The sequence below is a fragment of the Consotaella salsifontis genome (assembly GCF_900167365.1).
GTDB classification, from domain to species: Bacteria; Pseudomonadota; Alphaproteobacteria; order Rhizobiales; family Rhizobiaceae; genus Consotaella; species Consotaella salsifontis.
On sequence record NZ_FUXL01000005.1, the window covers coordinates 301,712 to 314,447 of the forward strand.

The 12,736-nt window shown below is 64.4% G+C and carries 14 protein-coding genes; 2 read left to right on the forward strand and 12 right to left on the reverse strand.

The window, feature by feature from the left end; translation table 11 throughout:
- Positions 1–57 precede the first annotated feature (57 nt).
- From B5D38_RS09525 to infC, 6 genes are all read right to left on the reverse strand, one after another.
- Positions 58–1,047, reverse strand: a complete 990-nt coding sequence (locus B5D38_RS09525) for a Gfo/Idh/MocA family protein (RefSeq protein WP_078708164.1) — start codon at positions 1,045–1,047, stop codon at positions 58–60.
- Positions 1,048–1,074: 27 nt separating this feature from the next.
- Positions 1,075–3,489, reverse strand: a complete 2,415-nt coding sequence (pheT, locus tag B5D38_RS09530) for a phenylalanine--tRNA ligase subunit beta (protein WP_078708165.1) — start codon at positions 3,487–3,489, stop codon at positions 1,075–1,077.
- A gap of 73 nt (positions 3,490–3,562) precedes the next feature.
- The gene (pheS, locus tag B5D38_RS09535) at positions 3,563–4,645 is read right to left on the reverse strand and encodes a phenylalanine--tRNA ligase subunit alpha (protein ID WP_078708166.1); all 1,083 of its coding nucleotides are present in this window, start codon (positions 4,643–4,645) and stop codon (positions 3,563–3,565) included.
- 153 nt (positions 4,646–4,798) lie between these two features.
- Positions 4,799–5,218, reverse strand: coding sequence for a 50S ribosomal protein L20 (gene rplT / locus B5D38_RS09540; protein ID WP_078708167.1), 420 nt, complete (start codon positions 5,216–5,218; stop codon positions 4,799–4,801).
- A 30-nt stretch (positions 5,219–5,248) separates the two neighbouring features.
- On the reverse strand, positions 5,249–5,449 hold the full coding sequence (rpmI, locus tag B5D38_RS09545) for a 50S ribosomal protein L35 (protein WP_078708168.1): 201 nt from the start codon (positions 5,447–5,449) through the stop codon (positions 5,249–5,251).
- A 225-nt stretch (positions 5,450–5,674) separates the two neighbouring features.
- Entirely contained in the window at positions 5,675–6,214 is a 540-nt protein-coding gene (gene infC, locus B5D38_RS09550; RefSeq protein WP_078708169.1) for a translation initiation factor IF-3, read from the reverse strand.
- A gap of 254 nt (positions 6,215–6,468) precedes the next feature.
- Between infC and B5D38_RS09555 the strand changes: the two genes are divergently transcribed.
- Together B5D38_RS09555 and B5D38_RS09560 are read left to right on the forward strand one after the other, a co-directional pair.
- Entirely contained in the window at positions 6,469–7,287 is an 819-nt protein-coding gene (locus tag B5D38_RS09555; protein WP_078708254.1) for an alpha/beta hydrolase, read from the forward strand.
- Positions 7,288–7,772: 485 nt separating this feature from the next.
- Complete coding sequence (locus B5D38_RS09560) at positions 7,773–8,291, forward strand: transglutaminase-like cysteine peptidase (protein ID WP_280949380.1); 519 nt, start codon at positions 7,773–7,775, stop codon at positions 8,289–8,291.
- A gap of 54 nt (positions 8,292–8,345) precedes the next feature.
- Here the strand turns inward: B5D38_RS09560 and B5D38_RS22195 are convergent, their stop codons facing one another.
- From B5D38_RS22195 to B5D38_RS09585, 6 genes are all read right to left on the reverse strand, one after another.
- Positions 8,346–8,582, reverse strand: a complete 237-nt coding sequence (locus B5D38_RS22195) for a hypothetical protein (protein ID WP_165690819.1) — start codon at positions 8,580–8,582, stop codon at positions 8,346–8,348.
- A 281-nt stretch (positions 8,583–8,863) separates the two neighbouring features.
- A complete protein-coding gene (gene yacG / locus B5D38_RS09565; RefSeq protein WP_078708171.1) occupies positions 8,864–9,061 on the reverse strand; it encodes a DNA gyrase inhibitor YacG in 198 nt (65 codons plus the stop codon).
- Complete coding sequence (locus B5D38_RS09570) at positions 9,058–9,699, reverse strand: Maf-like protein (protein ID WP_078708172.1); 642 nt, start codon at positions 9,697–9,699, stop codon at positions 9,058–9,060. The genes yacG and B5D38_RS09570 overlap by 4 nt, the downstream gene beginning before the upstream one ends.
- Before the next feature lie 20 nt (positions 9,700–9,719).
- A complete protein-coding gene (gene infA / locus B5D38_RS09575) occupies positions 9,720–9,938 on the reverse strand; it encodes a translation initiation factor IF-1 (RefSeq protein WP_055892241.1) in 219 nt (72 codons plus the stop codon).
- Positions 9,939–10,146: 208 nt separating this feature from the next.
- Complete coding sequence (gene murA, locus B5D38_RS09580) at positions 10,147–11,436, reverse strand: UDP-N-acetylglucosamine 1-carboxyvinyltransferase (RefSeq protein WP_078708173.1); 1,290 nt, start codon at positions 11,434–11,436, stop codon at positions 10,147–10,149.
- Positions 11,437–11,640: 204 nt separating this feature from the next.
- Positions 11,641–12,582, reverse strand: coding sequence for a calcium/sodium antiporter (locus B5D38_RS09585; protein ID WP_165690820.1), 942 nt, complete (start codon positions 12,580–12,582; stop codon positions 11,641–11,643).
- Positions 12,583–12,736 lie beyond the last annotated feature (154 nt).

Consider the following 12,736-nt stretch of genomic DNA (forward strand, 5'->3'; position numbering starts at 1 on the left):
GCGGATCGCACCGCCGGCCTTTTTCATTCCTTGCTTTCCGGCTGAATCCCGGCCGCCTCAGCCGATCGACTCCCAGGCGCCGCTTTCGCCCGAGCGATAGAAGGCATCGATCACCTTCTGGTTGGCGATCGAATTTTCCAGCGTAAAGTGGATCACGTCCTCGCCTGCCGCGCGCTTCGCGAAGGCCTCCACCTCCCGGCAGTACTGGTTGATGCCGCCGAAGCGGAAAACCTCCGCCCGGCCATGCTTCTGATCCTCGAGCCGGACGTTGGGATAGCCGTAGAGCCCGACATTAAACGGCGCCTCCACCTCGATGAAGCCATCCGTGCCGTGGAAGACCATCGTCTGCCGCGCCGCCAACTGCGTCGCGACATAGAAGCTCATGTCGAAATCCTCGAAGGCCAGCTGGCAGTTTGCGTAGGTGTCGGTGCCGAAGACCTCGTCGCGCGTTACCTTGGCGAGGGCCTTCAGCGGCTCGGCGCGGGTGACGATGCGCGCTGCCACCGTCGGGTAGACGCCAATATCCGGCAGGCCGCCACCGCCGAGCTCCGGCTTGTTGCGCATGTTGGCCGGATCGACATTGTGATAGCAGAAGACGCCCTGGACATGGGCAAGGCGACCAATGAGGCCGCCCTCGATCAGCTCGCGCACCTTCCACCACTGCGGATGGTGCTCGACCATAAAGGCCTCCGAGATGAGGACGCCCGCCTTGTCGCGCACGGCAATGAGCGGCTCGATGTCGGACGCCTTCAGCGCCAGCGGCTTCTCGACCAGAACATGCTTGCCGGCTTCGGCCGCCTTTTTCGCCCATTCGACATGCTGGGAGGTGGGCAGCGGGATATAGACGCCGTCGACGACGTCGCTTTCCAAGAGTTCCTCATAGGAGCCGAAGGCATGGGGCGCGCCGAAACGTTCGGCCAGCGCCCTCGCCTTTTCGATATCGCGGCTGGCGATCGCCGAAAGCACACCGTTCTCGGATTCCAGAATCGCCGGAATCACCTGCTGCCGTGCGATCCTGGCCGTCGATATCACGCCCCATCGAAACATCTTCGCTCTCCTGTTCTTTTGTTCTCGTCAGGTGCGCAGCGTGCCGCCGCTTGCCTTGGTCACCGCCGCGACGATCTTCGCCGAAACGGCTTCCAGTTCCGCCTCGGTCAAGGTCTGGTCCTTCGGCTGCAGCGTCACCTCGATGGCCACCGACTTGCGGCCCTCGCCGAGCGCCGCGCCAGAGAAAACGTCGAAGACCTTCACCTCCGACACTAGCGCCTTGTCGGCGCCTTCCGCCGCACGCAGAATCTTCTGTGCCTCGACACTGTCCTCCACCACGAAGGCGAAGTCGCGCTTCACCGGTTGGAAAGGTGACAGCTTCAGCACCGGCTTGGTGCGCGTCGCCTTCTGCTTGGGTTCGGGGATCTCGTCGAGAAACACCTCGAAGCCGGCGTGAGGCCCGGAGACATCCATCAGCTTCAGCGTCGCGGGATGGAATTCGCCGAACTCGGCCAGAACCACTTTCGGCCCAAGCTTGATGCGGCCCGAGCGTCCGGGGTGATACCAGGGGCTCGCGGGGGCCTCGATGATCAGCCGCGAAACCGGCGCGCCCGCCGCCTCCAGGGCCGCCATGGCATCCGCCTTGGCGTCGAAGACGCCGACCGCCGAGGCGTCGCCGTCCCACTGGCGCCCGGCCCCCGTTGTCTTGGCCGTGCCGCGCCGGATACCGGCGGCAACGCGCCTCTGGCCGTCCGGCGTGTCGGAGCGGTAGACCGCCGCCACCTCGAACAAGGCGGTATCGGCGAAGCCGCGCGCCGCGTTGCGTCCGGCCGCCGCGATCAGCCCCGGCAGGAGCGAGGGGCGCATGTCCGACATTTCCGCCGCAATGGGATTTTCGAGCTGGAGGCTCGGGGCGCCACCGCCGAAGGCTTTCGCCTGCGGCTCGGAGATGAAGGAATAGGTCACGGCCTCCACCATGCCGCGCGCGGCGAGCGCCCGGCGCGCCGAGCGGTCACGAACCTGCTTTGTCGTCAGGATGCGCGCGGCCACCGACTGCTTGGCGGGAAGCGGCGCGGGTTCGATGAGGTCGACGCCCTTGAGGCGCATCACCTCCTCGACGAGATCGGCCTTGCCTTCCACGTCCGGGCGCCAACTCGGCACCGTGACCTCGGCCTCGCCGCCCTCGACGCGAACCTTGAAGCCGAGGTGATCGAGGATCAGCGCCTGCTCGCCCGGCTCGACGTCGAGACCGGTGAGGCGCTTCACCTCGCTGAAGGGCAGACGCAGAACCTTGACCGCCGTCTCGCGCTCACCGACGACGGTGCGCTTCGTCGCCTGGCCGCCGCAAAGCTCGATGACGAGCTTCGTCGCAAGGTCGAGGCCCGGTTCCATGAAGGCCGGGTCGACACCCCGCTCGAAGCGGTAGCGCGCGTCGGTGATGATCCCGAGATTGCGGCCGGCGCGAGCGATCTCGATGGGCTCCCACAGCGCCGATTCGATGAGCACGTCGGTCGTCGTCTCGTCACAGCCGGAATGCTCGCCGCCCATGATGCCGGCGATGGATTCGACGCCCTTGTCGTCGGCAATGACGCAGGTCCCCGCCTTCAGGGAATAGGTGCGGCCATCGAGCGCCAGCACCTCCTCGCCGTCGCGCGCGCCGCGCACCACGAGATTGCCCGCAACCTTCGCCGCATCGAAGACGTGAAGCGGACGGCCGCGGTCGAAGGTGACGTAGTTGGTGATGTCGACGAGGGCATTGATCGGCCGAAGGCCGATAGCGATGAGCCGGCGCTGCATCCACTCCGGCGAAGGCCCGTTCTTGACGCCCCGTACGAGACGCAGCGCGAAGCCGAGGCAGGTGGAAGTCTCGACCGAAACCGAGACGGGGCAATCACCCTCGCCCTCGATGCGCTCGACGGCGGACGTCTTCAGCGTGCCGAGGCCGGAGGCCGCAAGATCGCGCGCGATGCCGGAAACGCCCGTCGCGTCTGGCCGGTTGGGCGTGAGGTTGATGTCGATGACCGGGTCGGCGAGATTCGCATAGTCGGCGAAACGCGCGCCCACCGGCGCATCCTGCGGCAAATCGATGATGCCGGTATGGGCGTCCGAAAGCTCAAGCTCGCGCTCCGAGCACATCATGCCGAAGGATTCGACGCCGCGGATCTTGCCGACGCCGAGCGTGGTGTCGATGCCGGGCACGTAGGTTCCGGGCAGAGCGAGCACGCCGACCAGTCCGGCGCGCGCGTTGGGCGCGCCGCAGACCACCTGAAGCGGCTTGCCGCCATTGACCTCCGGACCGCCATCGACGGTGAGCACCTGAAGCTTGTCGGCATCCGGGTGGCGGCTGGCCGAAAGCACCTTGGCGATGCGGAAGGGCTGCATGGCCGCCTTGTCGTCCACCTCCTCGACCTCCAGGCCGATCATGGTGAGGCGCTCGACGATCTCCTCCAGCGAGGCGTCGGTGTCGAGATGGTCTTTCAGCCAGGAGAGCGTGAATTTCATCGGACTGTTTCGCTTTAAACGGAGGCGATCGAACGGGCGGCGACCGCCAAATCAAGGGTCCTGGTGATAAGGATCAGGCGCTGAGGCCCCCGAACAGCGTCGGCAGGTCGAGCGGGCGGAAGCCGTAGTGCTCGTTCCAGCGCACGTCCGCGTCGAAGAAGGCACGCAGGTCCGGCATGCCGTATTTCAGCATGGCGATGCGATCGATGCCCATGCCCCAGGCAAAGCCCTGATAGACGTCGGGATCGAGCCCAACGCCTCTGAGGACATTGGGATGAACCATGCCGCAGCCAAGGATCTCCATCCAGTCGGAGCCCTCGCCGAAGCGGATCTCCGACCCCGAGCGATCACACTGGATATCCACTTCCAGGCTCGGCTCGGTGAAGGGAAAGAAGGACGGCCGGAAGCGCATCTTCACCGAGGGCACCTCGAAGAAGGCCTTGCAGAACTCGGTGAGCACCCACTTCATGTTCGCGATGTTGGTGGTCGTATCCACCACCAGCCCCTCGAGCTGATGGAACATCGGCGAGTGGGTGGCATCTGAATCCTGCCGGTAGGTCTTGCCGGGGATGATGATGCGGATCGGCGGCTTCTGCGCCTCCATCGTCCTGATCTGCACAGGCGAGGTGTGGGTGCGCAGAACCTTGCGCTCGCCCTTCTCGTCGGGCTTCAGGAAGAAGGTGTCGTGCATTTCCCGCGCCGGATGCCCTTCCGGGAAATTCAGCGCGGTGAAATTGTAGTAGTCGGTCTCGATGTCCGGGCCCTCGGCCACCGAGAAGCCCATGTCGGAATAGATCGCGACGATCTCGTCGATCACCTGGCTGATGGGGTGGATGCGCCCGCGCTCGATCGGGCTCTGGCGCACCGGCAGGCTGACGTCGACGGTTTCGGCGGCAAGGCGCGCGGCGGTTGCCGCCTCGGCCAATGCCTCGCGGCGCGCGCCGAGGCGCTCGGCGATGCGGTCGCGAAGACCATTGAGCCTCGGCCCTTCCGTGCGGCGTTCTTCGGGGCTCATCTTGCCGAGCCCCTTCAGAAGCTCGGAGATCTGCCCTTTCTTGCCGAGCGCCGAGACGCGGATCGCCTCGAGGCCCGCCTCGTCGGATGCGGCGTCGATGGATGCGGTAAGCGCGGATTCGAGAGCGTCGAGATCGGACATGGCCTGAGGGATCTTCACGGAAGTTGCGGACGACCGGGCGCTTATAGCAGCGCCGGCCAGGGGTTCGAGCCGGAAAATGGGCGATGAGACGAAAAAGGCCCGCTCGGGCGATCGCCGGCGGGCCTTTTCACGATCAGCAAAGCTACCGGCTGTTTAGGCGGCGGCCTTCTCGCCAACGGCGCGTTCAAACTCGCCCGACTGGCCGGTATCCTTCAGATAGGCGAGCGCCGCCTTGGCGGCGTCGCACAGAGCCGCGAAGGCCTCGGGCTCATGGATGGCGATGTCCGACAGGACCTTGCGGTCCACCTCGATGCCGGCCTTGTTGAGGCCGTCGATGAAGCGGGCATAGGTCAGGCCGTGCTCACGCACGCCGGCGTTGATGCGCTGGATCCACAGAGCGCGGAAATTGCGCTTGCGCGTGCGCCGATCACGCGTCGCATACTGCTTGGAACGGTCCACCGCGGCCTTGGCGGCGCGGATGGTGTTCTTGCGGCGGCCATAGAAACCCTTGGCCTGCTCAAGAACCTTCTTGTGCTTGGCGTGAGCCGTCACGCCCCGTTTCACTCGTGCCATGATCTTCTCCTGAAACTCGAAATGCGCGACTTAGCGGTTGTAGGGCATGTAGCTCTTGACGATCTTCGCGTCGGGTTCCGACAGGATCATCATGCCGCGGGAGTTGCGCAGGAAGTCGTTGGAGCGCTTGATCATGCCATGGCGCTTGCCGGCCGGAGAGGCCTTGACCTTGCCGGTGGCGGTGAAACGGAAGCGCTTCTTGGCGCTGCCCTTGGTCTTCATCTTGGGCATTTTGCTCTCCTTGAAGGATGCCGCGACCAAATCACGCCGGCAGGCAAAGCCTATAGGGTGACGAACGGTACGGACAGCATTTAAGAGCCGCCACGGCATGCCCTGCCGGACGGCTCGGATGGAACGAGCGGCGATATAGCCGCCTCAGACGCCGAACGCAAGCAAAAGCAGCGTCCGCCGCCCTGGATCAGGCCGGCCCAGCAGGTGGAACGGCCGAAGCGGTGCTCAGGCGCGAGGCGCCAGCACCATCATCATCTGGCGACCTTCGAGCTTGGGCTCTGCCTCGACCTTGGAGATTTCCGCCGTCTCGTCACGGACACGGTTGAGAAGCTCCATGCCAAGATGCTGGTGCGCCATCTCGCGTCCGCGGAAGCGAAGCGTCACCTTGACCTTGTCGCCATCCTCGAAGAAGCGGCGAACGGCCTTCATCTTGGTTTCGTAGTCGTGCTCGTCGATGTTCGGACGCATCTTGATCTCTTTGACCTCGATGGTCTTCTGACGGCGTCGGGTTTCGGCGGCCTTCTTCTGGCTCTCGTATTTGAGCTTACCGAGATCGAGAATCTTGCACACGGGCGGTGTGGCCGTCGGCACGATCTCAACCAGATCCAGCCCCGCCTCTTCGGCGAGCGCCATAGCGTCCTGCGACGACACGACGCCGCGGTTCTGGCCCTCGGCGTCGATCAGCTGCACCTGCGGTACGCGAATTTCCCGATTTGAGCGCGGCCCTTCCTTCTGGGCCGGCGGCGCGCGAAATGGTCTGCGAATGGTCTTCGTCTCCCTGACTGTTGACGATCCTGGTCCAAGGTCGAAATATGCGGCGGGTGAATGTCGGTCGGGTCCCCGACCAGCACCAACTCGCCCAACCGAATAAAGGTCAGAAGTCTATATAGCACGTCAACGACGCTTTTTCACGGGGCGAAGCGATCTTCGTTCCCATGATCCCGCGTCTGGTCGCGCGCCGCGCTTCGGCCTTCGCTCCCGATATCGGGCCTATCATGGGGCGCGAAGCAGGAAAAGCCATGTCCGAGAACTCCACCGCCGTAGCACCAGCCTTCATCGAGATCGGAGAGGGAGATGACAAGCGCCGCCTCGCCTATCGCGCGTCGGATGGCGGGGCGCCGACCATCGTCTGGCTCGGCGGCTTCAAATCCGACATGCTCGGCACCAAAGCGGAACGTCTCTCGGCTTTCGCCGCGGCGCGCGGCCTCGGCTTCTGCCGCTTCGACTATTCGGGCCACGGTGAGTCCTCGGGTCGTTTCGAGGACGGAACGATCAGCCAATGGCTCGCCGACTCCCGTGCCGTGTTCGACGCGGTGGTCCGCCCGCCGGCGATCGTCGTTGGCTCGTCCATGGGCGGATGGATCGCGCTTCGTCTCATCCAGGAGTTGCGGGCAACGGGTCGTGGGCAAGACGTCGCAGGCGTCCTTCTCCTTGCTCCCGCCCCCGACTTTACCGCTCGGCTCGTCGAGCCGCAGCTCAGCGACGACAACCGGCGAGCCCTGACCGAGGAAGGCTTCTTCGCGGTTCCCTCGGACTATTCGCCGGAACCCACGATCTACACACGGGCGCTAATCGAGGATGGCCGCCGCAACGCGGTGATGACGGGCCTGATCGAGACTGGCTGCCCGATCCATATCATCCAGGGCATGACCGATCCCGACGTGCCCTATACCCACGCGATCGAACTCGTTTCCCATCTTCCTGCCGAGAGCGTCGTGCTGACGCTCGTCAAGGACGGCGACCACCGGCTGTCGCGCGAGGCCGACCTCGCGCGGATGGAGCGCTCCCTCGAAGAGATGATCTCGGCGCTAAAGGACGCCGGCGCGCTTTCCCGCTAAAAGGGCACATGCAAAGCACGCGTAGAGCGAGGCATTGGGCCGACAACCCCGGCTTGAGGTTTTGTCGCACGCCGTTATCGGAAGATGCAAATCCTGTGTCCTTCGCGTCACAGCGGCCGGCAATGTCATGAAATTGTCGCTTGCGGCTCCTCACCACTTCAGAGTGGCGCCCTCGCCGCACCCGTCGATCGCCTCAAATGAAGGCAAACTTACTGCGTTGATTTAATTTAACTTTTTGATTTGGCCGACCAACAAATCAGCTTACGTAGCAAAACAATGCTTTTTGTTTAGGCCAAACCGAAGGATAGCGAGGGACTCCCCTCCCTATTTTTGAGGTTTGACTATTACCCCATTCAATCTGAACATCATCCTCCAGAGACCCAGGAAAACTGGACGGAATGGCGATGAGGGGTGTACTTTGCGCTTTTGGCGCCACGGTAGCGTTCGTCTGTAGCTTAACATCAGCCAACGCTCGCGATTCTTACATGAAGGTCGGTTTAGCAATAAAATCGCCGATCGGCTATACGGTTTTTTGCACGAATAACCCCGTGGACTGCGCGAAGTTCGACGTGTCTTCGCCGATGAAGCTCGATCCGGTGCTGATGAACCTGGTCGCGAGGCTCAACACTTCCGTCAATCTCAAGATCAAGGCTCGCTCGGACGCAGAAATTTACGGCGTACCAGAGTATTGGACCTATCCCGACGGCGCGGGCGACTGCGAGGATTACGTGCTGGAGAAGCGCCGCCTTCTGCACCAGGCGGGCATCGCCCTCTCCAACCTGCTGATCACGGTCGTTCGCCAAGCCAATGGCGAGGGCCACGCGGTTTTGACGCTGCGCACCGATGGAGGCGACTTCATCCTGGACAATCTCGACTGGCGCGTGAAGCACTGGTCGGACACGCCCTACGTCTATCTGAAACGACAGAGCGAAACTGATCCGAACCATTGGCAGGCGATCGAGGATGGCCAGCAGGTGACGGTGAGCGCGTCGGTAGCCCGGTAGCAGCACCGCGGCTCAGGCGCTCTTGGCCTCGAGGCAAGGCGGAAGCTGGATCGTTCAGACGTTGTTCGCGGGCTTCGGAGGCACCACGATGGTCAGCGATCGCAGCGCAGCTTCCACGTCGCCGGCAAGCCAGTCATCGGCGAGGCGGAGCTGGGCGAGCTCGGCTTCCACGAGGCACTCGCGGGAGTTGTCGGCACAATCGGCCGTCATTGTCTCCGGCGGCGTCGCTCGGTGATACTCGCCTGAGGTTGCGCAGGGCAGGAGCGGCTCGCTTCTTCTCTTGCTTGACACTGACGCTCCCCTTCCTTCGCGAGCGACAATAGGGATTAACCTATTGTTATTACGCGACTAAGCACACGAAAGCTTGTGTGGAGCTGAAGGGATGAAGAAAAGGCGGGCGCGGCGAGTGTGTGAGGGGTGATGAATGCCGCGCCCCGCAAGAAACAGGTACCGCAACCATTTCGTGCGCTACCGTCAGTTGTTCATATAGTCAGAGGCGCTTGCGCCAAGCTGGTGAACCACGACAGGGCGATCGGCCGCAGATAATGCCAGCCCCCTCGGGCCGTCCTGGTTCATTCGTCGTCGACCGGGCTGTCCGTCTCGGCCTCGGGGCCCGGAATGACATAGCGTCCCGCCAGCCAGCGGTTGAGATCGACCGCCTTGCAGCGCGGCGAGCAGAAGGGGTAGCTCGCCCGCTCGGATGGTCGACCGCATTCCGGGCATTTCCTCTTGGGGCGCAACGGCGCCACTTTCGGATCGGCACGGCTCACGCGGTTTCCCCCGTTTCGCGCAAGGCGCGCCGCACGCCGTGGATGTCGAAGCCCTCACCCTCCACGAGGGCAAGTGCCTCGTAGAGCGGCAGGCCGACGACATTGGTATAGGAGCCGACGAGGCGCACGACAAAAGCGCCCGCCAACCCTTGAATGCCGTAGCCTCCGGCCTTGCCGCGCCACTCACCGGAATCGATGTAGTCGCGAATGTCATCGCGCGTCAGGCGCTTGAAGCGGACACGGGTTTCCACCAGGCGCTGTCGCACACGGCCGGACAGGCCGATGGCGCAGACGCCGGTATAGACGCGGTGCGTGCGTCCGGACAGGAAGCGTAAATTGGCGAGCGCGTCGTCCTCGACCTCGGCCTTGGGCATGATCCGCCGGCCCACGGACACGACGGTGTCTGCCGCGAGCAGAATGCGCCCCTCGGCCTCGTCGCGCTCGCGCAGGACCTGAAAGGCAGCCTCCGCCTTCTGGCGGGACAGCCGCTTGGCCAGCGATCGCGGATGCTCGCCGCGCTCAGGCGCCTCGTCGATATCGACAGGAAGCAGACGCTCGGGTTCGATTCCCGCCTGTTGCAGCAGCGCGAGGCGCCGCGGCGAGGCCGAGGCCAATACGAGATGGTGGGTCGCCGCCATCGGAAATCCTGGCGCTCGCCTTACTTGAAGCGGTAGGTGATGCGGCCCTTCGTCAGGTCGTAGGGGGTCATCTCCACCAGGACCTTGTCGCCCGTCAACACACGGATGCGGTTCTTGCGCATCCGGCCGGCCGTGTGCGCGATGATCTCGTGATCGTTCTCGAGCTTGATGCGGAACGTCGCATTGGGAAGCAGTTCAGTGACCGTTCCCGGAAATTCGAGAACCTCTTCTTTTGCCATATGGTCTATTTTCCTCAGAACATTTGTGGATGAGGCGCCAGGTCCCGCCGCCGCTGCTGCCCGCGTGAATTCGGCGAGCGCTGCGCGCACCCGCCCCTCGCAACTCTAGAAGTGGCCTCTAAATCGGCCTTCTCGATGCAAAAAGCAAGACGGCGCGGGGTCGCGCGGCCACGCGCCCGCCATTCCCGCCGAAGCCACGTCGATCGCGTCAGCCAGAGATGCGCTCGACGTCCGCGCCGCACGCTGTCAGCTTTTCCTCCAGCCGCTCGAACCCGCGGTCGAGGTGATAGACGCGATGCACGGTGGTTTCGCCTTCGGCAGCCAGCGCCGCGATCACCAGCGAAACCGAGGCGCGCAGATCGGTGGCCATGACGTCGGCGCCGGCGAGCTTTTCCACGCCCTCGACCCGGGCCATCTGGCCGGAGAGCGAGATTCGCGCGCCGAGTCGGGCCAGCTCCTGGACATGCATGAAGCGGTTCTCGAAGATCGTCTCGGTAATTTGCGATACGCCCGAGGATCGCGTCATCAGCGCCATGAACTGGGCCTGAAGATCGGTCGGAAAGCCCGGAAAGGGCTGCGTCTCCACATTGACGGGATTGAGGCGCCCGGGCGCGCGCCGCACCCTGATGCCGCCTTCGGCCTCGCTCACCTCGGCGCCGGCCTCGGTCAGGGCGCGAAGCGCCGTGTCGAGAAGCCGCCCGTCGGTGCCTTGCAGGGTGACGTCGCCGCCGGTCATCGCCACGGCCATGGCATAGGTGCCGGTTTCGATTCGATCGGGCAGGACGCGGTGGCGCGCGCCGGCGAGAGCCGGCACGCCCTGAATGGTCACGGTCGAGCTTCCCGCGCCCTCGATCCGGGCGCCCATGGCGTTGAGGCAGGCGGCGAGATCGACGATCTCGGGCTCTCGCGCCGCGTTTTCCAGCACCGTCTCGCCCTTGGCGAGCGAGGCCGCCATCATCATGACGTGCGTCGCGCCGACCGAAACCTTCGGAAAGACATAGCGGTTGCCGATGAGGCCATCCTTGGCCTTGGCCACGATATAACCGTTCTCGATGTCGATCTCGGTGCCCAGAGCCTTCAGGCCCTCGATGAAGAGGTCGACCGGACGTGTGCCGATGGCGCAGCCGCCCGGCAGGGACACCTTGGCCACTCCCATGCGGGCGAGCAGCGGGCCGATCACCCAGAACGATGCGCGCATCTTGGAGACCAGATCATAGGGCGCGGTCGTGTCGACGATGGCGCGCGCCGTGAAATGAATGGTCCGGCCGCCGCTGGCGCGCTGATTGAGACGTTTGCCGTCAACCGAATAATCGACGCCATGGTTGCCGAGGATGCGGATGAGCTGTTCGACGTCGGCCAGATGCGGCACGTTCTCCAGCGTCAGCGTGTCGTCAGTCAAAAGCGCGGCGATCATCAGGGGCAGCGCGGCATTCTTCGCCCCCGAGATCGGGATCGTGCCGTTGAGGGTGCTGCCCCCGCGTATGCGAATGCGATCCATGATCCGATCCAGTCCGTCTCAGGGTCGTGCCACGATGTCGTAGCCGCCAGTTCCTCAAGTTCAGGGCGTGCGCGAGCCGTCCGCGCCAACCGCCGAGAACATCAATCTATCCGTCCCTCTACAGGGAAGCGTCGTGGTGTTCAAATCCCACGATCACATGGCTCTGGCGAGCCATCGACGCAGGGATCATCGCGTTAAGACGCATCAGGCTCCGGCGACGAGATAGGCGATATAGCTGCAGTAGCCGACCATGAGAACGCCGCTTTCCCAGCGCTCGAGCCGCCAGCGGGTTCTCAGGAAGACGAGCAGCAGAGCCGTGGCGGCCGCAAGAATCCAGATATCGAAGGCAGCCACCTCGGGCGGCACGGTGACGGGGCGAATCGCGGCGGTGACCCCGAGGATGCCGAGCGTGTTGTAGATATTCGAGCCGATGACATTGCCGAGCGCGACGTCGCTATGGCCCCGCCAGGCCGCGATGACACAGGCGACGAGCTCCGGCAGCGAGGTTCCCACGGCGACGATGGTGAGGCCGATCACCGTGTCCGACACGCCGAGACTTTCGGCAAGGACGATCGCGCCATCGACGAGAAGCCGCGCGCCGAAGATCGTCAGCACGATTCCGCCGACGGCCAGGAGAACATGGGGCAGGACGGCGCGTAGCGGCTGACGCGGCGCCGGCGATTCGCCCCCGGCTTCGGCCGGGTTCGTGCGCTCGTTGAGATAGGCGAAGACCATGTAGGCGCCGAGCCCGGCGATCAGGGCGAAACCCATCCAGCGCTGAAGCTCGCCGGCCATGACCGCCGCGACGCAGGCCACCGTCGAGGCGGCCAGAACGAAGGCATCGCGCCGGAAGGCCTTGGGCCGTACGGCGAGGGGTGCCATCATCGCCGTTACGCCGAGAATGAGAAGAATGTTGGCGGTGTTGGAGCCGACAACGTTGCCGATCGCGATTCCCGGCGCATCGCGAAAGGCCGCCATGACGCTGGTGACAAGCTCGGGCGTCGAGGTGCCGAAGCCGACGAGCGTCAGACCGATGAGGAGAGGCGAGACGCCGAACGCCTCGGCCGTGCGCACTGAGCCACGGACCAGGATTTCCCCGCCGAGGGTGAGAAGGACAAGTCCCACGGCAATGAGAATGATGGTCACGCGCAGCCCCTTCGCTCGAAAGATCATGGGCGCCGCGTGGACGCCGACGGAGAGGCCGCCGCGCCGTTGGGCGCGAGGCCGCAGCGGACGGCGAGAATGCCGGCCTTCTCTTAGCTAAGCATTGCCCGCCCCAGTGCAAGGACCGCCGGCGAAC

What these genes read in the sequence shown, in the direction of transcription:
- B5D38_RS09525 (WP_078708164.1), bottom strand. Translation starts at nt 1,047, where the DNA reads ATGTTTCGATGGGGCGTGATATCGACGGCCAGGATCGCACGGCAGCAG.
- pheT (WP_078708165.1), bottom strand. Translation starts at nt 3,489, where the DNA reads ATGAAATTCACGCTCTCCTGGCTGAAAGACCATCTCGACACCGACGCC.
- pheS (WP_078708166.1), bottom strand. Translation starts at nt 4,645, where the DNA reads ATGTCCGATCTCGACGCTCTCGAATCCGCGCTTACCGCATCCATCGAC.
- rplT (WP_078708167.1), bottom strand. Translation starts at nt 5,218, where the DNA reads ATGGCACGAGTGAAACGGGGCGTGACGGCTCACGCCAAGCACAAGAAG.
- rpmI (WP_078708168.1), bottom strand. Translation starts at nt 5,449, where the DNA reads ATGCCCAAGATGAAGACCAAGGGCAGCGCCAAGAAGCGCTTCCGTTTC.
- B5D38_RS09555 (WP_078708254.1), top strand. Translation starts at nt 6,469, where the DNA reads ATGTCCGAGAACTCCACCGCCGTAGCACCAGCCTTCATCGAGATCGGA.
- B5D38_RS09560 (WP_280949380.1), top strand. Translation starts at nt 7,773, where the DNA reads ATGAAGGTCGGTTTAGCAATAAAATCGCCGATCGGCTATACGGTTTTT.
- B5D38_RS09570 (WP_078708172.1), bottom strand. Translation starts at nt 9,699, where the DNA reads ATGGCGGCGACCCACCATCTCGTATTGGCCTCGGCCTCGCCGCGGCGC.
- infA (WP_055892241.1), bottom strand. Translation starts at nt 9,938, where the DNA reads ATGGCAAAAGAAGAGGTTCTCGAATTTCCGGGAACGGTCACTGAACTG.
- murA (WP_078708173.1), bottom strand. Translation starts at nt 11,436, where the DNA reads ATGGATCGCATTCGCATACGCGGGGGCAGCACCCTCAACGGCACGATC.